This window comes from Pseudomonas sp. N-1-13 (assembly GCF_057787095.1).
Genome location: NZ_JBYNRI010000001.1, coordinates 739,343 through 758,351, shown reverse-complemented (window position 1 = coordinate 758,351; position 19,009 = coordinate 739,343). Strand labels below are relative to the sequence as shown.

Below are 19,009 nucleotides of genomic sequence, written 5' to 3'. Positions count from 1 at the left end.
GGAAACCGGCTGGTTGCGATGATAACACCGCGCTGAAACACTTAAACCTGTGGGAGCGAGCTTGCTCGCGATTGCATTGGGTCAGCAATATTGATACCGGCTGTCACACCGCTATCGCGAGCAAGCTCGCTCCCACAGGTCCTGGCTTCAACTGAGTGGCATCAGCACACGATCAGTCGCGAACGTAGATGATTTCCGGACCGTCTTCGTCATCCACATCCTCTTCGTCCCAATCGTCGTCACCGATGTCATGGACCGACTTCACGCCGCTGCGACGCAGGGCACGCTGATCATCCAGCGCCTGCAACTGAGCACGCGCCTCGTCTTCGATACGCTGATCGAGCTCGGCCAGTTCTTCCTTGTAGGCAGGGTCATTGGCCAGGCGATCGGCACGATCTTCCATGTAACGCATGATGTCGTGGCACAGGCGCTCGGTGCCTTCTTTGGCAATGGCCGAGATCACGTAGACCGGACCTTCCCACTCCAGGCGATCAACGATTTCCTTGACCCGCTCCTCGTGCTCTTCTTCGAGGATCTGGTCGCACTTGTTCAGCACCAACCAGCGATCACGCTCTGCCAGGGCCGGGCTGAACTTGGTCAGCTCGCTGACAATGACTTCAGCCGCATCAGCAGCACTGGTTTCATCCAGCGGCGCCATGTCCACCAGGTGCAACAACAACCGGGTACGGGACAAGTGCTTGAGGAAGCGAATCCCCAGGCCAGCACCATCGGAAGCACCTTCGATCAGCCCCGGAATGTCCGCAACCACAAAGCTCTTCCAGCGGTCGACACTGACCACGCCCAGGTTCGGCACCAGGGTGGTGAACGGATAATCGGCGACTTTCGGCTTGGCTGCCGATACCGAGCGAATGAAGGTGCTCTTGCCTGCGTTCGGCAGACCCAGCAGGCCCACGTCGGCCAGCACTTTCATTTCCAGCTTCAGGTCACGCTGCTCGCCCGGCTTGCCTGGCGTGGTCTGGCGCGGCGCACGGTTGGTACTGGACTTGAAACGGGTGTTACCCAGACCGTGCCAGCCACCATGGGCCACCAGCAGACGCTGGCCAGCCTTGGTCAGGTCGCCAATGACTTCCTGGGTGGCGGAGTCGATCACCGTGGTGCCGACCGGCACGCGCAGGATCAGGTCTTCGCCCTTTTTGCCGGTGCAGTCGGTGCTGCCGCCATTGGAGCCACGCTCAGCATCGAAGTGACGGGTGTAACGGTAGTCCACCAGGGTGTTGAGGTTTTCGTCGGCGAGCATGTAGATCGAGCCGCCATCGCCGCCGTCACCACCGTTCGGACCACCGTTCTCAATGAATTTTTCTCGACGGAAACTCATGCAACCATTGCCGCCGTCGCCGGCCTTTACTCGAATCGATACTTCATCAACAAACTTCATGACACACGCCTCTCGCCATACGGACGAGCCAAAAAAACAAGACATAAGACTCTTGCAAAAATGAGCGCAGCGACCTGATGACACGCCCCAACCGCAGCGCCGACAGCCCATACAAACAGTTTTGCAAGAGACTCACCCCACAAACGAAAAAGCCCCGTCGCAAGACAGGGCTTTTCCAGCGGTCTCGCAATTAAGCTGCGATAACGCTTACGTAACGACGACCGAAGGCGCCTTTTACTTCGAACTTGATCACGCCTTCGACTTTAGCGAAGAGGGTGTGATCCTTACCCATGCCTACGCCGTAGCCAGCGTGGAATTGGGTGCCGCGCTGACGCACGATGATGTTGCCCGCTTTGATAGCCTGGCCGCCATACATCTTGACGCCAAGGCGTTTGGCTTCTGAGTCGCGACCGTTACGGGTACTACCACCAGCTTTTTTGTGTGCCATGAGTTCAATTCTCCTAGTGAGGAATTAGGCTGAAATTAAGCCTGAATACCGGTGATTTTGATCTCGGTGTACCACTGGCGGTGGCCCATACGCTTCATGTGGTGCTTACGGCGACGGAACTTGATGATGCGGACTTTATCGTGACGACCTTGGGAGATCACTTCAGCCACAACGGTAGCGCCAGCAACGACTGGAGCGCCGATATTCACGTCATCGCCATTGGCGACCAACAGAACGCGATCAAAAGTCACGGATTCGCCAGTAGCGATTTCCAGTTTTTCGATCTTCAGGTATTCACCTGGGGCGACCTTGTATTGCTTGCCACCAGTAACAATTACTGCGTACGACATGGTATTTCTCCGATAATCCTGCTCACCCAGCGCTTTATAAGAAGAGGTATTGGCTGGCATGGCTGCATGGGCTGGAAGGCCCGGATGCAATTGCGTAAGGCAGGTGCTGCCCAGGAAGTTCAGGGTGCGCGATTGTACGCAAGCCGCAAGCGCCTTGCAAGAGGCCGTCCATCGCGCCTTGACAGGCCCAGGCGTGGGTCCTAGCATGCCGCGCAACCCTTCTGGAGCACCTGTCGCTGATGCAACCCCAAGCTTTCTACCGCGCGGTGGCGGACGATTTTAGCGCCGTCGACGGCATCATCAAGAAGCAGCTGACTTCCCGAGTGCCGCTGGTATCGAAAATCGGCGATTACATTACTTCGGCCGGGGGCAAACGCCTGCGTCCTTTGTTGGTGCTGTTGTGTGGCAAGGCCTTGGGCCGCGAAGGCGACGACATGCGCCTGCTGGCCGCCACCATCGAATTCCTGCACACCGCGACCCTGCTGCATGACGACGTGGTCGACATGTCCGGCATGCGCCGCGGCCGCTCGACCGCCAACGCCATGTGGGGCAACGCCCCAAGCGTGCTGGTGGGCGACTTCCTGTATTCGCGCTCGTTCGAAATGATGGTCGAGCTGGGCTCGATGCCGGTGATGAAGATCCTGTCCCAGGCCACGCGCATCATCGCCGAAGGCGAAGTGCTGCAGCTGTCCAAGGTGCGCGACGCCAGCACCACGGAAGAAACCTATATGGAAGTCATCCGCGGCAAGACGGCGATGCTCTTCGAAGCCTCGACCCACAGCGCCGCCGCCCTGGCCGGCGCCAGCGCCGAGCAAAGCGAAGCGTTGCGCACCTTTGGCGATCACCTGGGCGTGGCCTTCCAGTTGGTGGACGACCTGCTGGACTACAAGGGCGACGCCGAGACTTTGGGCAAGAACGTCGGGGACGACCTGGCCGAAGGCAAGCCGACCCTGCCGCTGATCTACACCATGCGCGAAGGCACTCCTGAGCAGGCGGCACTGGTACGCCAGGCGATCCAGAAAGGCGGGATCGAAGACCTGGAGAGCATCCGGGAAGCGGTTGAAGCCTCCGGCTCGCTGGACTACACCGCAAAACTGGCCCGCGACTACGTCGCCCGCGCAATCAAATGCCTCGACGCCCTGCCGGCCAGCGAATACCGCGATGCGTTGGTGGAACTGAGCGAGTTTGCGGTGGCTCGCACCCATTGATGGCATGAAGCCCCTGTGGGAGCGAGCTTGCTCGCGATAGCGTTGGGTCAGTAAGCTTGATGCTGATTGGCAGACCGCTATCGCGAGCAAGCTCGCTCCCACAAGGGTATTTCACTGCCCTGCCCTTCGCGGCCTAAAACCCTATATAATGTGCGCCCTTTTACCCTCCTGATACCCAAGGAACCTTAGTGAGCACGTTGCCTCCCTGCCCGAAATGCAATTCCGAATACACCTACGAAGACGGTACTCAACTGGTCTGCCCGGAGTGTGCCCACGAATGGTCTGCCAGCGGTGAAGCTGAAACGGCGTCCGATGAGACGGTGAAGAAGGATTCGGTCGGCAATGTCCTGCAGGACGGCGACACCATCACTGTGATCAAGGACCTGAAGGTCAAAGGCACGTCGCTGGTGGTCAAGGTGGGCACCAAGGTCAAGAACATCCGTTTGTGCGATGGTGATCACGACATCGACTGCAAGATCGACGGCATCGGCCCGATGAAGCTCAAGTCCGAGTTCGTCAGAAAAGTCTGAGCCGTGCGTATTCCATCCCACGCCCCGCGTGGGATGGTGCTTCACCCTCCCCGCTCCACCCCCCATTTACGCCTCCGAGCCAAGCGCGAGCCGATTGAGCTGCCGCAACCCACCGCCAGAAAAACAATTCGAAAACCAATAGAGCCTTGCTATTTAGCGAATAAGAATTATTCTCATAACGCCCATCAAGGAGATGAGAACCATGACTTATTTGATCGATGCCTGGCTGGACCGCCCACACCCTTACCTGAGAATCCTGCATCGGGAAACCGGGGAAGTCTGTGCGGTGCTTGAAGAAGAAGCCCTGAACGAACTGCAGGACCAGGGGGATCTGGACCTCAACAGCCTCAATTCCAGCGAGCCGCTGGTGCTCAAGGAACTGGTGCGCAATCTGTTCCTGTTCTGTTACGCCCGGGCGTTGCGCCCTACGGCGGATTTCAATGGCAGGTTTCATGGATGAAGCGCGCAAACCCTGTGGGAGCGAGCCTGCTCGCGATAGCGGTGTGACATTCAACATCAATATTGACTGACCGACCGTCATCGCGAGCAGGCTCGCTCCCACAAAAGCCTGCTTAAGCGTTGATGCCTTACAGAACGTCCAACAGCTCGACGTCAAACACCAGTACGCTGTGCGGCGGAATGCTGCCAACGCCTTGAGCGCCGTAAGCCAGTTCGCTTGGCACGTACAAACGCCATTTGCTGCCGGCGTTCATCAATTGCAAGGCTTCGGTCCAGCCTGGGATCACGCCACCCACCGGGAATTCGGCAGGCTGGCCACGATCGTAGGAGCTGTCGAACACAGTGCCATCGATCAGGGTCCCATGGTAATGGGTACGCACCTGGTCTTCACGGCTCGGCTTGGCGCCTTCGCCCTGAGTCAGCACTTCAAATTGCAGGCCCGAGGCCAGGGTGGTGATGCCTTCGCGCTTGGCGTTTTCAGCCAGGAATGCACGACCTTCGCCAGCGGCGGCTTCTGCCTTGGCGGCAGCTTCGGCCTGCATGATTTCGCGAATGACTTTGAAGCTGGCGGACATCTCGTCCTGGCCCACACGGCTCGGCTTGCCGGCGAAAGCGTCGGTCAGGCCAGCCAGGATTGCGTCCAGGCTCACGCCCGGTGGCGGGTTGTCGCGCAGTTGGTCACCCAACTGACGGCCAATGCCGTAGCTGACGCGGGTTTCGTCGGTGGACAGGTTAACTTCGGACATGATGCTGCTCCGCTGTGCGGACGGCTCGGGAATTTGCCGTGCTTGACACAGCGCCTCCCGGAGCGCCCGGAACCAAAAGGGCGAGCAGACTAGCACAGATGCCGCGGCGGGTGACGAGCCCCCTGATCAAAGCGCCGCCACCAGAAACGACAACGCCCGCCTGCTTTGCAACAGACGGGCGGTGCGCCGCAGCGATGAACGGACCTCAGTGCTTGGTCAGTTTATCCAGGTAACCCATGGCAAACGCCGAAACCACGAAGGTCATGTGGATGATCACGTACCACATCAGGTGCTCGGGATCGACGTTCTTGGCATCCATGAAGATGCGCAGCAGGTGAATCGAGGAAATGGCAACGATCGAGGCCGCAACCTTCATTTTCAGCGAGGACGAATCCATGGTCCCGAGCCAGTTGAGCTTTTCCTTGTCGGAATCGATGTCCAGTTGCGAGACGAAGTTCTCATAGCCGGAAATCATCACCATCACCAACAGGCCGCCCACCAGCGCCATGTCGATCAGCGACAGCAGCACCAGAATCAGCTCGGATTCGGCCATGGCAAACACATTGGGAATGATGTGAAAGACTTCCTGGAAGAACTTCAGGGCCAGGGCCAGCAAGCCGAGGGACAGCCCGAAATAGATCGGCGCCAGCAGCCAACGGGAGGCGTACATTGCATTTTCGATAAAGCGTTCCATTGAGTCTCACACCAGGGCTGAAAAATCGCGGCGAGTATATCAGTCACGACCTGGGTCATAAACGCCAGGCCCCTCCGCGACTTCAGCCCTTGGAGCTAAACCGTACTGCCAGCGCCCGCACGATGACGGCTTTCAATGCAACGGGCGAAACTCGAAGCCGTCGACGCTGCGACAACGGCCTCCATTGATTTCCCGCAATTGGGCCTGCATGTGCAGGCACCAGATCTGCGGGTCGTCGGCCAGCTCATAACCATGCGTTGTCAGGCTTTGCACAATGGTGTCGAGAATGGACTCAGCGGCATTCGGGCCGGGAAAAGGGCCTTGGGCCTTGATGGCCGAAGGTTGTTCGCCAGCCATTCCGGCGGCGAAGAGTAAGGTCCACATACCGGTATCTCCCGCCAGCGGACGGATGGCGCATTCGATACGGGTCACAAGGCCCAGGCATTGACGAGTGAGGCAAAGGTTGCGCGACATGGCGGCGCCCCTCGATAGATCCGGTATTCAGCCTCAGGACAAGGCTGTTTCGATCCGATGATGGCTCTCGTTATCCTTGAACTGAGGATAGAAGAAAAGTTCCGGCCGCAAGTCCCGCCGAGACCAGAATGCGCCGAATGGTCATAGTGTGAATATTGACGCCAAAGTGGTGGCACTTTTTAGCCATCACCACAAAGAATTGTGGGAGCGAGCCTGTGGGAGCAAAGCTCGCTCGCGATGACGTCGTCACAGACAACACCTCTGTTGGCTGTAAAACCGCTATCGCGAGCAAGCTTTGCTCCCACAAAGCTCGCTCCCACATTGACTTACTCCGACCTGGAACGCATCAAGCCGGCTTGGCCTCCGCCAGCGCCTGTTGCGCCAGTTCCTTTTCCGCTTCCTTGATGTCGTCTTCGCTGATCATCTCCGCGATCACCCGCAGCCGTTCCACCACCCGGGCATTGACGCTCCCTTCGGGGAACTCACCATTTTCATCCGGCTCGCCGGCAGGCTCACCCACCAGCAGGCTCAGGGCTTCGTCGGCCTGGCGCACCGCATAAACATGGAACTGCCCGGCGCGCACGGCGGCGAGCACCTTCTCGTCGAGCATCAGGGTGGCGACGTTGGCCTGGGGGATGATCGCCCCCTGCTCACCGGTCAACCCGCGGGCCTCACAGAGGCGGAAGAAGCCTTCGATCTTCTCGTTGACCCCGCCCACCGCCTGCACTTCACCGAACTGGTTGATCGAGCCGGTGATAGCGAAACACTGCTTGAGCGGCGTCTTCGACAAGGCAGAAATCAGCGTACACGCTTCCCCCAGGGACGCGCTGTCGCCGTCCACGTAGCCGTAGGATTGCTCCAGGGCGATGCTGGCCGAGATCGCCAGAGGAAACTCCTGGGCGTACCGGCTGCCCAGGTAACCGGTGAGGATCATCACGCCCTTGGAGTGGATCGGCTGGCCGAGGTTGACCTCTCGCTCGATGTCGACGATGCCGCTGCCGCCGGGGTAGACCGTGGCGGAAATCCGCGCCGGCACGCCGAACGCCGAATCCCCCACCTCCAGCACCGTCAAGCCGTTGCACTTGCCCACAGCCGCGCCGTCGGTGTCGATCAGGATGATCCCCGCCAGCATGTCGTCGAGAATCCGCGCCGAGACGCGCCCGGTACGGGTGGCCTTGGCCTTGAGGGCGCGTTCGATGTGACCGGCGTCGGTCATCTCGTCACCGGCCAACTGACGAATGAAATCCGCCTCGCTGACCAGTTGGAAAAGATCGCCAATCCGCGCCGACAAACGCCCCTGATGTTCGGCCAGGCGCGCACTGTAGGTGGCCAGGCGCGCCACCGCATCGGCGGTCAACGGGGCCATGCCCTCCTCCGAAGTACGGGTCTTGAGCAACTGGGCGAACTGCTCCAGGCTTTCATCCCCCATCGGAATGTCTTCGTCGAAATCCACCAGCACGCGAAACATTTCCTGGAAGTCCGAATCCAGGTCCTGCAAGGCGTAGTAGAGCTGGCGGGCGCCGATGATCACCACTTTGACTTGCAGTGGAATGTGCTGCGGGGTCAAGGTGACCGTGGCCAGACGCCCCAGCTCGCCCAGTGGTGACTCCATTTTCAGTTTGCGCGACTGCAGCGCACGCTTGAGTGCATCCCACACGAACGGCTCGCCAAGCATTTTTTCTGCTTCAAGGATCAGGAAACCACCGTTGGCCCGATGCAACGCCCCCGGGCGCAGTTGTCGATAGGTGGTGTAGAGCGCGCCCTGGTCAGTGCTGTATTCAATGCGCCCAAACAGGTTGTCGTAGGTCGGGTGCGGTTCAAACACCACCGGCGCGCCACCGCTGGTTGGGTGCCCTACCATCAGGCTCGGGGCGTATTGCTCCTCCAGGAGCTTGCGGGCAATGGCGTCGGTCTTGCTGTCGTCCACCAACTGCTCGACCACCGTTTTGAGCAAGTAGACCTGCATGGCTTGCAAGTAGCCGCAGACCGCGGCGTTCTCTGCGTACTTTTCCGACAGCGGCGCCAGCAACGGTTGCAGGGCCAGGGTGATGGTTTCTTCGTTAAGTTGACGCAACTGGTTGCTGGACTCGCGCTTCCACTGCGGCAGGCTGGCGAGCTCTTCGTTCAGGCGTTCTTCCAGGCCCGAGATGTCGTCATGAAAACGCTCGCGCTCGGACTCCGGCAACTGGGCGAATTCCGCTTCGTCCAGGGCCTTGCCCTCGCTCATCGGCGTGAAGGCGATGTTGCTGCTGTCACGGTACAGGGCGACATCCTTCTCCAGCGCCAGGCGCTCGATGACATCCAGGGCGCGGTCGTAGCGCTGGTTGAAAGCACGGTCGATGGCGCTTTTCTTCTGTTGATAGGACGGATGCTCGAACACTGCCGGGAAAGTCGCCAGGAGGTTGTCGATCAGGCCGTTGATGTCGGCGATGAAAGCCCCCGCCGTACCCGATGGCAGCTCCAGGGCGCGGGGTTCGCGGGGCTCATCGAAATTATTGACGTAGACCCAGTCCGCCGGGGTCTGCATACGCTTGCCTTCGGCCTTGAGATAACGCTTTACGAACGAAAACCGGCCAGTGCCGGGCTCTCCCATGACAAATACGTTGTAACCGGGGCGCGGCATGGCCACGCCGAACTGCAATGCTTCGACCGCACGCTCCTGGCCAAGCACACCGCGGAAGGGTTCCAGATCATTGGTGGTAGAGAAGCTGAACTGTTCAGCGGAAAACGGGCGGGTCAGCGCTTCGGGCGCTAGACGCAAGCTGGCAGCAACAGGATCAGGCATCGGGCTTCCTTACATCAGGCGGGGCAGATAGCGGCATTCTGGCGCTGCCTGCACCTGACTGGCAAGAAGCGCCTCAGGCCAAAGCATAGTCCAGGGGCATCCCCTGAGCCCGAGCCCGTAAATTCATGACACTGCTGTTACTTTTTGCAAAATGTCACGGAACCCTAGGATCGTGCCTAAACTCCAAATTGCGCGGCTGGAACAATAACCGGCCCACTGGCCTGTAGGGTCAGACCCTGTCCATTGGTATGCACATAAAAGAGAACATAGCTATGAAACGGATTCTTCTCGGTACTCTCTTCACCGCTGTATCCCTCAACGCCATGGCTCAGGCGCCAGGCGGTCCGGATTGCGGCTGGGGCAACATGCTGTTCGAAGGTCAGCGTGGCACCCCAGCTCACTTCCTGGCATCCACCACCAACGGCACCTCGGGCAACGCCACCTTCGGCATGACATCCGGCACCAACGGTTGCTCGACCAACGCGGCACTGACCTACGGTGGCAAGTCCTGGCTGGCCATGAATGGCATGATGAACGAGCTGTCCGAAGACATGGCCAAGGGCCAAGGCGAAGCGCTCACCACCTACGCCGTAGTACTGGGCGTGGCACCGGAAGACCGTGCGCATTTCTCCGCTGTCACTCACGAGCACTTCCAGCAGATCTTCAGCAAGGCTGATGTGACCGCAGAAGACGTGCATACCAACACCCTGGCCGTGCTGAAAAGCGACCCACGCCTGGCCAAGTACGCCACTCCAGCTTAAGCTCGACACCACTCGCTCCTCTCGGGGAGCGGGTTTTCTTTTTGGGGCCCCTTCCGGTCTTTATTTTTCGATTGTCCAAGTAGCCAACTATGCTCAAACGCCTTGCCTGGCTGGCGCTCTGTGTGTGCGCCCCGTTGTCCGCCGCACCTCATGTCGACCCTCAACGCTTGCAGCAACTGGCCAACGACCGTTTCTGGATTTCCTTGGGCCACTACGAAACCGCCAAGCTCGGTGGCTGGCGCAGCTATATCAGCGACAAAGAGTTTTTCCTCGCTCCCGACGGCAACGAACATCCTGACCACGAACTGGCCGCCACGGTGCAAGCGCTGTACGGCCCGGCCAGTGCTGGTCAGCAACACGCCCAATGTGTGTACCCGGCGCGAACACGCTGGCTGAAGGCGCAGCTCAACCTGACGGATCTGCCGACGGTTGACTGCAGCGAATTCACCCAATGGTTCAAGGATGTCGCGCCCCACAGCGCGGTGATGATTTTTCCGGCCGCCTACCTGAACAGCCCTTCTTCGATGTTTGGCCACACCCTGCTGCGCATCGACCAGGCCGATGTGCAAAGCGACAAGACCGCGCTGCTCAGCTATGCGATCAACTTCGGTGCCTACATCGAAGGCTCGGACAACAGCATTCTGTATGCCTGGAAAGGCCTGATGGGCGGTTACCCGGGCCTGTTCGCCCTGGTGCCCTATCAGGAAAAACTCTCCGAGTACCGCAGCCTGGAAAACCGCGACCTGTGGGAATACCGCCTCAATCTGAGCCAGGTGGAAACCGAGCGCATGGTCGAGCATGTGTGGGAACTCAAGCAGATTGAGTTCGACTATTTTTTCTTCGACGAAAACTGCTCCTATCGCCTGCTCGAACTGCTGCAAGTGGCCCGTCCCAGCCTGCGGCTGACCGAACAGTTCCCGTTGACGGCGATTCCCACCGACACCGTGAAGGCGGTGAAAGAAGCCGGGCTGGTGGAAAGCATCGAATACCGGCCCTCCCGTGAGCGGGAACTGCTCAGCCGCGCCGAACCTCTCACCGACGACGAGCAGCAGTGGGTGCTGAAAGTCAGCGCCGACCAGAAACAACTGCAGACTTCAGCATTCAAGGCATTGCCTCGCGCTCGCCAGGCGCTGATCATCGACGCCGCCTATCGCCTGGAGCGCTACCGCGCCAACGGCCAGGAACGCGACCCACAGCGCGCCCAGCGCAGTTTCGAACTGTTGCGGGCGATCAACCAGAACCCCGCGCCGGAACTCGACATCCCGCAACCGGGCCTGCCCGAGGATGGCCACGAGTCGCGCACTTGGCAGGCTGGCCTCGGCACTCGTGGCGACCGGGCGTTCGGCGAATATGGCCTGCGCATGGCCTATCACGACCTCAACGACAACGCCGAGAGTTTCCCGTTGGGCGCACAGATCGAGATCCTGCAACTGAAGCTGCGCCAGTACGAAGGCAATGACTGGCAGGTGCAACAGCTGGACCTTGCAACCATTCGCTCCCTGACTCCGCGCAACGAACTGCTGCAGCCGCTGTCCTGGCAAGTCACCGGCGGCCTGGAGCGGGTGCCGGGCAAGCACGACGACGAAACCCTGGTCAGCCACGTCAATGGCGGAGCCGGCGGCACCTGGGCACTGGGTGACGACATGCTGGGGTTTGCCTTGGGCACGGTGCGGGTCGAACACAACAACGACTTCGCCCAGTTCATCGCTCCGGCCGCAGGCTTCAACACTGGCGTGCTGTGGAAAAACCCGCTGGGCAACTTGAGCCTGGAGGCCAAAGGCGACTATTTCATCAACGGCGAAGTGCGCCGTAGCGTGAGCCTGAACCAGCAATGGGAACTGTCACGCAACCTCGGTCTGCGCCTGAGTGCCCAGCGCGAATTCAGCCATCTGGCGTCACCGGAGAACGAAGTGATGCTGGAGGTGAAGTGGTATCACTATTGACCGGGGCATACCCCGCACTCACCTAAGCGAACAGATTCATCACAGCGCTTTCACATCGGCCTGACGAATCCACTTCTAAACTTCTCTTATGAGTGGATCAGGCAGGAATGCAAAAAAAATGAGGCGCGCGGTGGTGCTGAGTGTGGTGATGTTGCTCGGTGGCTGCGAAACCACCCACGAAAACCTGATCGCCCGGGGTTACCCTCCGGCATTCGCCGACGGCTTTGATGACGGTTGCAGCAGCGGCCGGCAGGCAGCCGGCGTGATCACCGGCCAGTTCAGGAAGGACGTGCCACGGTATCTCAAGGACGCTCCCTATGCCGAAGGCTGGAGCGACGGTTTCCGTCAATGCCAGGCCATGCGCGAAAGTGAGGAGCGTAACGCTTACCGCGAACGCCATTGGGACGAGCGAGAACGGGCCTGGCAGCAGCAGAAGGACCAGGACGCAGCCCGGGCTTATCGCTCACAGTGAGTCGCGTACAGACATCCGCTGAAACCAAAAGCCTGCGACCATGGCCCAAACTCCAATAGAGGAGAACATCATGAGTCGCGCCTTCGTCAATGAGGACAACGCCGCTGCCCAGGCCGATCAGCCGGTCGAACGCCAGGTCAGCGCGCAACCCAATTACGTCACGCCCGCCGGACTCGCCCAATTACAGGCCCGGGTCGCTGAGCTGCAGGCGCTGCACAGCCAGCAGGTGGCCAGGGGAGAACTGGCGGACAAGCAGCGAATTGCGGATATCGAACGGGATCTGCGGTATTTCAATCAGCGTTTGCAAAGCGCGCAGGTCGTTACGCCAACCTCATTGGATCAGGTGCGGATCGGGCATTGGGTGACCTTTGTCGATGAGCATGACCACGAGCAGCGAGTGCAGTTGGTGGGTGAAGATCAGGCCGATGCGGCCAGCGGACTGGTCAATTGGGGCTCGCCGCTGGGGCGGGCGTTGCTGGGGACGAAAGTTGGCGATGAAGTGATCTGGAAACGGCCGGTGGGGGATTTGACCATTGAAGTGGTGGCGATAGAACCGGGGTGATCTTGCCGGCCTCATCGCGAGCAGGCTCGCTCCCACAGGAATCGCGCCCCACCGTGCAGCTTGTGACTGACCCAAAACCAGCGTGGGAGCGAGCCCCACCGTGCAGCTTGTGACTGACCCAAAACCACTGTGGGAGCGAGCCCCACCGTGCAGCTTGTGACTGACCCAAAACCACTGTGGGAGCGAGCCTGCTCGCGATGGCGGCGGGTCAGGCAACTTACGCTGGCTGATCCACCACTATCGCGAGCAGGCTCGCTCCCACAGGGTTTGTCGCTCGGTCGCCGGCCGAATCAGGCCAGCTTCTTGTGCCTTACGCGGTGTGGCTGGGCAGCGGCTTCGCCCAGGCGTTTCTTGCGGTCGGCCTCATACTCGGTGTAGTTGCCTTCGAAGAACACCGCTTGCGAGTCGTCTTCGTACGCCAGGATGTGGGTCGCCACACGGTCGAGGAACCACCGGTCGTGGGAGATCACAATCGCTGCGCCCGGGAAGTCCAGCAGGGCTTCTTCCAGGGAACGCAGGGTTTCGACGTCGAGGTCGTTGGACGGTTCGTCGAGCAGCAGGACGTTGCCGCCCTCCTTCAAGGTCAACGCCAGGTGCAAGCGACCGCGTTCACCACCGGACAGGTCCTTGACGAACTTCTGCTGGTCGCCGCCCTTGAAGTTGAAGCGCCCCACGTAGGTGCGCGACGGAATTTCATAGTTGCCGATGCGGATCTGGTCGGAACCGTCGGAGATCTGCTGGAACACGGTCTTGCTGCCGTCCAGGTCTTCGCGGCTCTGGTCGACACAGGCCAGCTGCACGGTTTCGCCGATTTCGATGGTGCCCGAATCCGGTGTTTCCTTGCCCATCAGCATGCGGAACAGCGTGGATTTACCCGCACCGTTACCACCGATCACACCGACAATGGCGCCTTTGGGCATGGCGAACGACAGATTGTCGATCAGCACGCGGTCGCCATAGCCCTTGGTGACGTTCTTGAATTCGATGACCTTGTCGCCCAGGCGCGGACCGGCCGGGATGTAGATCTCGTTGGTTTCACTGCGCTTCTGGAATTCCTGGGACTGCATTTCCTCGAAGCGTTGCAGACGTGCCTTGGATTTGGACTGGCGGGCCTTGGCGCCTTTGCGCACCCACTCCAGTTCTTCCTTCATGGCTTTTTCATGGGCCGACTGCTGCTTGGATTCCTGGGCCAGACGATCGGACTTGGCTTCAAGCCAGCCCGAGTAGTTGCCTTCGTAAGGAATACCCGCGCCGCGGTCCAGTTCCAGGATCCAGCCGGCGACGTTGTCCAGGAAGTAACGGTCGTGCGTGATCGCGACCACAGTGCCCGGGAAATCGTGCAGGAAGTGTTCGAGCCAGGCGACAGAATCGGCGTCCAGGTGGTTGGTTGGCTCGTCGAGCAACAGCATGTCCGGCGCCGACAGCAGCAGGCGGCACAGAGCCACACGACGCTTTTCACCACCAGAGAGGTGTTCAACCTTGGCATCCCAGGCCGGCAGGCGCAGCGCATCGGCGGCGACTTCCAGCTGGCGATCCAGGTTATGGCCATCGCTGGCCTGCAGGATCGCTTCGAGCTTGGCCTGTTCGGCGGCCAGCTTGTCGAAGTCGGCATCCGGTTCGGCGTAGGCCGCGTAGACCTCGTCCAGGCGCGCCTGGGCATCCTTGATCACGCTGACCGCCTCCTCGACCACTTCCCGTACGGTCTTGGTCGGATCCAGCTGAGGCTCTTGAGGCAGGTAACCGATGTTCAAGTCGGGCATCGGACGGGCTTCACCGTCGAACTCGTTGTCGACACCGGCCATGATTTTCAGCAGCGTGGACTTACCCGAACCGTTGAGGCCCAGTACGCCGATCTTGGCCCCGGGGAAGAACGACAGTGAAATGTTTTTCAGGATTTCCCGCTTCGGCGGAACAACTTTGCTCAGCCGATGCATGGTGAAGACGTATTGAGCCATGGTGAACCTAGCGTCAGTGACAGGTGAAAAGAACGGGCCAGGCCATGCGCGGCGCCGGCGCTTGACGGTTATCAATGCCGGCGGGCAGATAAAGCCTGGGGATCGGAGCTTGCGCGCTCTTGTTTGACCGGCAAAGCTACCTCAACCATCGGTCAAGGTCCAGCCACCAGGGGCTGGCACTTTGCCACAAGTCAAGGCATGCTAGCCGCCCTTTGGGCGTCCGGCTTATAGTGCACGTCGCGCCAGTCCAGCAAACTGCAGGATTACAGCTTGTCCAACGTCACGCCGACCCTGTCCCCACGCGCACCGACTGCTGCGAGCGGCTCGCCCCTGCGCGGGACATTGAAGGGCGCGCTGGCCACACTGGTGCTCTTGCTGCTTGGATTGCTCTTCTGGCAGTTGCTTGATCAATTGCGCGAAACCCAGCAGCAACAGCGCCAGTACACCATCGATTACACCGCCGACCTGGCCGCGCAAGTCAGCCTGAACATGGCCTTGAATGCGCAGATCGCCCTCAACCTGCTACCGATCGTCGAACAACCGCAGAGCGCCGACGAACAGCAGGCCCTGCTGCGCAAACTCCAGCAATCGTTGCCCGAGCTACGCAGCCTGGCGTTGCTGAGCCCTTCCGGCCGGGTGCTCAGCGACAGTGATCCTGCCAGCCACGATGCCGATTACCTGGCAGAGCTGGTACGGCGCAGTCGGGCCCAGGCGCACTATTTCAGCAATGCCGATGACGGCTCCGTGGTGCATCTGTTGTTGCACCAGGCCAGCGGCAGCAGCCGCAGCTATTGGGCGCTGCGCCTGACCCCAACCTTCTTCTCGACCCTGACCAAGCAGGCCGATACAGGCATGCGCCCACTGTGGCTGGTGGAAAACCGCCTCAACCAGCAAATCATCAGCCGGGACGAAAGCCTGCCCTCGGCCAGCCCTACCCGGCTGTCCCCGGATGATCTGAGCAACACCGTGCTGACCGTGCCCCTGAGCAGCAGCGACTGGCAATTGCGTGGACTGTTCGACCGACGCCAGGTGCTGGAGCAATTGCTGCCGGCCTTCATCGGCAAATGCCTGCTAGGCCTGGCGTTTTCAATGCTGCCGGTGATCGCGCTCTTGAGCATGCGCCGTCGCCAGCGTCAGTTGCACGAGGGCCGCCGACGCTACCAGGATATTTTCGAAGGCACCGGCGTCGCGCTCTGCGTGCTTGACCTGTCGAGCCTCAAGGCATTTTTTGAAAGGACCGGCCTGCGCAACGGCGACCAGTTGCGCGCCTGGTTGGCCATCCCTCACCAGCTTGAACAACTGCAGCAGGAAGTTCACGTCACCGAGGTCAATCAGATGGCGTTGAAGCTGCTCAACGTCAATTCCTGCGAGCGGGCCTGGCAACTGCTGGTAGGCAATGCTGCCCAGGACAACAACCCGGTGGGTTCGAAGCTGCTCGAAGCGCTGCTCGACCAGCACAAGCAGTTGGAGCTGGAAATCAAGCTGCAGGACGCCCATGGCCGTGATCAGCACCTATGGCTGGTGCTGCGTCTGCCGGAAAAACAGCAGGACTACAACGCCGTCATCCTGAGCATCAGCGACATTACCAGCCGCAAGCTGATCGAACTGTCGCTGCTCGAACGCGAAGGCTTCTGGTCCGACGTGGTGCGCACCGTACCGGACCATCTCTATGTGCAAGACGTGATCAGCCAGCGGATGATCTTCAGCAACCATCACCTGGGACAGACCCTGGGGTACGACCGCACCGAACTGCACCAGATGGGCGAATACTTCTGGGAAATCCTGCTGCACAGCGAAGACGCCGACCACTATCACAACTTGCGCCAGGCACAACGCCAGGCCGGGTATGCGCAACTGCTGCAATGCCAGCTGCGCTTTCGCCATCGCAATGGCAAATGGCGGCGCTTCGATATTCGCGAACAAGCCCTGGCCCGGGACCGGCACGATCAGGTGACACGGATCATCGGCGTAGCCAAAGACATCACCGAACAGATCGAAGCCAGCGAATCGCTGCGCGACAGCGAACAACGCTACCGGATGCTCGCCGAAAGCATCAGCGACGTGATTTTCTCCACCAACAGCAAGCTTTCGCTCAACTACGTCAGCCCCTCGGTGCAAGCAGTGCTGGGCTACAGCGCTGACTGGATATTCCAGAACGGCTGGCAATCGACCATCGCCAACCCGCAACAACTGACCGGCATCTACACCTTGATGGATCGGGTCAGCAAAGCCCTCGACAAGCCTGAGCAACTGGCCGAGTTGCGCAACCAGATGCAGACCCAGCTGTTCCTGTTCGACTGCCTGCGCGCCGACGGGCGCAAGATCCCCATCGAGCTACGGTTGGTGCTGGTGTGGGATGAGCACGGCGCGTTCGAAGGCGTGCTGGGCGTGGGCCGCGATATCAGCCAGCAACGACGCGCCGAAAAAGACCTGCGCATGGCCGCCACGGTATTCGAGCATTCGACCTCGGCGATCCTGATCACCGACCCGGCCGGTTACATTGTCCAGGCCAACGAAGCCTTCAGCCGCGTCAGCGGGTATGCGGTGTCGCAGGTGCTGGACCAGTTGCCCAACATGCTGACCGTGGACGAGCAGCAGGAAGCCCACCTGCGCTACGTACTCAAGCAGTTGCAGCAACACAGCACCTGGGAAGGCGAGGTCTGGCTCAAGCGCCGCAATGGCGAGCACTATCCGGCCTGGGTCGGCATTACGGCGGTGCTGGACGATGAAGGCGACCTGGCCAGCTACGTGTGCTTCTTCAGCGACATCAGCGAACGCAAGGCCAGCGAACAGCGCATCCATCGCCTGGCCTACTACGACGCGTTGACCCACCTGCCCAACCGCACGCTGTTTCAGGATCGCCTGCACACCGCGCTGCAATCGGCCGAGCGCCAGAAAAACTGGGTCGTGCTGATGTTCCTCGACCTGGACCGCTTCAAGCCGATCAACGACTCCCTGGGCCACGCCGCCGGCGACCGGATGCTCAAGGAAATGGCCACGCGGCTGCTCGGCTGCGTGGCCGACGACGACACCGTGGCGCGCATGGGCGGCGACGAATTCACCCTGCTGCTGCAACCGCGTTCCAGCCGCGAAATGGCGCTCAACCGGGCGATCAACGTGGCCGAGCAGATCCTCGCCAGCCTGGTCCGACCGTTCGTACTGGAAGGTCGGGAGTTCTTCGTCACCGCCAGCATCGGTATCGCCCTGAGCCCTCAGGACGGCAACGAGCTGAGTCAGCTGATGAAGAACGCCGACACGGCCATGTATCACGCCAAGGAGCGCGGCAAGAACAACTTCCAGTTCTACCAGGCCGACATGAACGCCAGCGCCTTGGAACGACTGGAGCTGGAAAGCGACCTGCGCCACGCCCTGGAGCAGAACGAGTTCGTGCTGTATTACCAGCCACAGTTCAGCGGCGACGGCAAACGCCTGACCGGCGCCGAGGCCTTGCTGCGCTGGCGCCATCCACGACGCGGGCTGGTGCCGCCAGGGGACTTCATCCCGGTCCTCGAAGAGCTCGGGTTGGTGGTGGACGTCGGTGACTGGGTGATCAGCGAAGCCTCTCGACAGCTCAAGACCTGGCACCAGGCCAAGGTCCGGGTGCCGAAAGTCTCGGTCAACATTTCGGCCCGGCAGTTCTCCGATGGCCAGCTCGGCACGCGCATCGCCAACATCCTGCGTAGCACCGGCCTGCCGCCGGCCTGTCTGGAACTGGAACTGACCGAAAGCATCCTGATGCGTGAAGTCAGCGAGGCGATGCAGATCCTGGCCGGGCTGAAAAACCTGGGCCTGAGCATCGCCGTGGATGACTTCGGCACCGGTTATTCGTCCCTCAACTACCTCAAGCAATTCCCCATCGACGTGTTGAAAATCGACCGCACCTTTGTCGATGGCCTGCCATCCGGCGAACAGGACGCCCAGATCGCCCGGGCGATCATCGCCATGGCCCACAGCCTCAACCTGGCGGTGATTGCCGAAGGGGTCGAAACCCACGAGCAACTGGACTTTCTGCGCGAGCACGGCTGCGATGAAGTCCAGGGCTACCTGTTCGGCCGGCCGATGCCGGCCAACCGGTTTGAGGCGCAGTTCAGCAATGATGCGCTGTTCATGCTCGACTGAAAGCTTGTGCTGGCCGGGCGGGCCTCATCGCGAGCAGGCTCGCTCCCACACTTGTTTTTGGCTGTCCTTGGAATAGACATACACCACAGCCCCCCTGTGGGAGCGAG

At 60.5% G+C, this 19,009-nt stretch carries 16 protein-coding genes; 8 read left to right on the top strand and 8 right to left on the bottom strand.

The genetic code is table 11. The features are described 5' to 3' along the window. Positions 1–172: 172 nt before the first annotated feature. From cgtA to rplU, 3 genes are all read right to left on the bottom strand, one after another. Positions 173–1,396 carry an Obg family GTPase CgtA gene (cgtA, locus tag AC3I65_RS03360; protein ID WP_047230163.1) on the bottom strand — a complete coding sequence of 408 codons (1,224 nt, stop codon included), beginning with the start codon at positions 1,394–1,396 and terminating at the stop codon, positions 173–175. A gap of 190 nt (positions 1,397–1,586) precedes the next feature. Beyond that, on the bottom strand, positions 1,587–1,844 hold the full coding sequence (rpmA, locus tag AC3I65_RS03355) for a 50S ribosomal protein L27 (RefSeq protein WP_003205738.1): 258 nt from the start codon (positions 1,842–1,844) through the stop codon (positions 1,587–1,589). Between the two features lie 35 nt (positions 1,845–1,879). Next, a complete protein-coding gene (gene rplU / locus AC3I65_RS03350) occupies positions 1,880–2,194 on the bottom strand; it encodes a 50S ribosomal protein L21 (protein ID WP_003176051.1) in 315 nt (104 codons plus the stop codon). A gap of 239 nt (positions 2,195–2,433) precedes the next feature. On the opposite strand from rplU, the gene AC3I65_RS03345 reads away from it, so the two are divergent. From AC3I65_RS03345 to AC3I65_RS03335, 3 genes are all read left to right on the top strand, one after another. Next, positions 2,434–3,402 (top strand): polyprenyl synthetase family protein, encoded by a 969-nt coding sequence (locus AC3I65_RS03345; RefSeq protein ID WP_076386394.1) that lies wholly within the window; start codon positions 2,434–2,436, stop codon positions 3,400–3,402. A gap of 188 nt (positions 3,403–3,590) precedes the next feature. Next, positions 3,591–3,932 (top strand): zinc ribbon domain-containing protein YjdM, encoded by a 342-nt coding sequence (locus AC3I65_RS03340; RefSeq protein WP_076386396.1) that lies wholly within the window; start codon positions 3,591–3,593, stop codon positions 3,930–3,932. 202 nt (positions 3,933–4,134) lie between these two features. Continuing rightward, entirely contained in the window at positions 4,135–4,392 is a 258-nt protein-coding gene (locus tag AC3I65_RS03335) for a PA4570 family protein (RefSeq protein ID WP_047230160.1), read from the top strand. A gap of 127 nt (positions 4,393–4,519) precedes the next feature. Here the strand turns inward: AC3I65_RS03335 and bamJ are convergent, their stop codons facing one another. The 4 genes from bamJ to AC3I65_RS03315 all read right to left on the bottom strand — a co-directional run bounded on the left by bamJ (position 4,520) and on the right by AC3I65_RS03315 (position 9,090). Next, the gene (gene bamJ / locus AC3I65_RS03330) at positions 4,520–5,137 is read right to left on the bottom strand and encodes a BamJ family beta-barrel-assembly machinery protein (RefSeq protein ID WP_025215564.1); all 618 of its coding nucleotides are present in this window, start codon (positions 5,135–5,137) and stop codon (positions 4,520–4,522) included. Between the two features lie 205 nt (positions 5,138–5,342). Next, entirely contained in the window at positions 5,343–5,831 is a 489-nt protein-coding gene (locus tag AC3I65_RS03325; protein ID WP_047230159.1) for a TIGR00645 family protein, read from the bottom strand. A gap of 132 nt (positions 5,832–5,963) precedes the next feature. Further along, a complete protein-coding gene (locus AC3I65_RS03320) occupies positions 5,964–6,305 on the bottom strand; it encodes a PA4575 family protein (RefSeq protein WP_047230158.1) in 342 nt (113 codons plus the stop codon). Between the two features lie 346 nt (positions 6,306–6,651). After that, positions 6,652–9,090 carry a Lon protease family protein gene (locus AC3I65_RS03315; protein WP_047230157.1) on the bottom strand — a complete coding sequence of 813 codons (2,439 nt, stop codon included), beginning with the start codon at positions 9,088–9,090 and terminating at the stop codon, positions 6,652–6,654. A 272-nt stretch (positions 9,091–9,362) separates the two neighbouring features. Here AC3I65_RS03315 and AC3I65_RS03310 point away from each other — a divergent pair, with 272 nt between their 5' ends. The 4 genes from AC3I65_RS03310 to AC3I65_RS03295 all read left to right on the top strand — a co-directional run bounded on the left by AC3I65_RS03310 (position 9,363) and on the right by AC3I65_RS03295 (position 12,828). Further along, positions 9,363–9,851, top strand: a complete 489-nt coding sequence (locus AC3I65_RS03310) for a DUF3015 domain-containing protein (RefSeq protein ID WP_047230156.1) — start codon at positions 9,363–9,365, stop codon at positions 9,849–9,851. Between the two features lie 89 nt (positions 9,852–9,940). After that, on the top strand, positions 9,941–11,794 hold the full coding sequence (locus AC3I65_RS03305) for an Lnb N-terminal periplasmic domain-containing protein (RefSeq protein WP_160893605.1): 1,854 nt from the start codon (positions 9,941–9,943) through the stop codon (positions 11,792–11,794). Between the two features lie 118 nt (positions 11,795–11,912). Further along, positions 11,913–12,266: a hypothetical protein gene (locus AC3I65_RS03300; RefSeq protein ID WP_047230154.1), complete on the top strand. Its 354-nt coding sequence runs from the start codon at positions 11,913–11,915 to the stop codon at positions 12,264–12,266. Positions 12,267–12,336: 70 nt separating this feature from the next. After that, the gene (locus AC3I65_RS03295) at positions 12,337–12,828 is read left to right on the top strand and encodes a GreA/GreB family elongation factor (protein WP_047230153.1); all 492 of its coding nucleotides are present in this window, start codon (positions 12,337–12,339) and stop codon (positions 12,826–12,828) included. A gap of 290 nt (positions 12,829–13,118) precedes the next feature. On the opposite strand, the gene ettA is transcribed toward AC3I65_RS03295, so the two are convergent. Further along, complete coding sequence (ettA, locus tag AC3I65_RS03290) at positions 13,119–14,783, bottom strand: energy-dependent translational throttle protein EttA (RefSeq protein WP_047230152.1); 1,665 nt, start codon at positions 14,781–14,783, stop codon at positions 13,119–13,121. A 270-nt stretch (positions 14,784–15,053) separates the two neighbouring features. Between ettA and AC3I65_RS03285 the strand changes: the two genes are divergently transcribed. Next, positions 15,054–18,902, top strand: a complete 3,849-nt coding sequence (locus AC3I65_RS03285; protein WP_047230151.1) for a bifunctional diguanylate cyclase/phosphodiesterase — start codon at positions 15,054–15,056, stop codon at positions 18,900–18,902. Positions 18,903–19,009: the final 107 nt, after the last annotated feature.

Excerpts from the sequence above, each read along its gene's own strand:
- AC3I65_RS03345 (WP_076386394.1), top strand. The coding sequence starts at position 2,434 with ATGCAACCCCAAGCTTTCTACCGCGCGGTGGCGGACGATTTTAGCGCC.
- AC3I65_RS03310 (WP_047230156.1), top strand. The coding sequence starts at position 9,363 with ATGAAACGGATTCTTCTCGGTACTCTCTTCACCGCTGTATCCCTCAAC.
- cgtA (WP_047230163.1), bottom strand. The coding sequence starts at position 1,396 with ATGAAGTTTGTTGATGAAGTATCGATTCGAGTAAAGGCCGGCGACGGC.
- AC3I65_RS03315 (WP_047230157.1), bottom strand. The coding sequence starts at position 9,090 with ATGCCTGATCCTGTTGCTGCCAGCTTGCGTCTAGCGCCCGAAGCGCTG.
- AC3I65_RS03325 (WP_047230159.1), bottom strand. The coding sequence starts at position 5,831 with ATGGAACGCTTTATCGAAAATGCAATGTACGCCTCCCGTTGGCTGCTG.
- bamJ (WP_025215564.1), bottom strand. The coding sequence starts at position 5,137 with ATGTCCGAAGTTAACCTGTCCACCGACGAAACCCGCGTCAGCTACGGC.
- AC3I65_RS03300 (WP_047230154.1), top strand. The coding sequence starts at position 11,913 with ATGAGGCGCGCGGTGGTGCTGAGTGTGGTGATGTTGCTCGGTGGCTGC.
- AC3I65_RS03320 (WP_047230158.1), bottom strand. The coding sequence starts at position 6,305 with ATGTCGCGCAACCTTTGCCTCACTCGTCAATGCCTGGGCCTTGTGACC.
- AC3I65_RS03335 (WP_047230160.1), top strand. The coding sequence starts at position 4,135 with ATGACTTATTTGATCGATGCCTGGCTGGACCGCCCACACCCTTACCTG.
- AC3I65_RS03305 (WP_160893605.1), top strand. The coding sequence starts at position 9,941 with ATGCTCAAACGCCTTGCCTGGCTGGCGCTCTGTGTGTGCGCCCCGTTG.
- ettA (WP_047230152.1), bottom strand. The coding sequence starts at position 14,783 with ATGGCTCAATACGTCTTCACCATGCATCGGCTGAGCAAAGTTGTTCCG.
- rplU (WP_003176051.1), bottom strand. The coding sequence starts at position 2,194 with ATGTCGTACGCAGTAATTGTTACTGGTGGCAAGCAATACAAGGTCGCC.
- rpmA (WP_003205738.1), bottom strand. The coding sequence starts at position 1,844 with ATGGCACACAAAAAAGCTGGTGGTAGTACCCGTAACGGTCGCGACTCA.
- AC3I65_RS03295 (WP_047230153.1), top strand. The coding sequence starts at position 12,337 with ATGAGTCGCGCCTTCGTCAATGAGGACAACGCCGCTGCCCAGGCCGAT.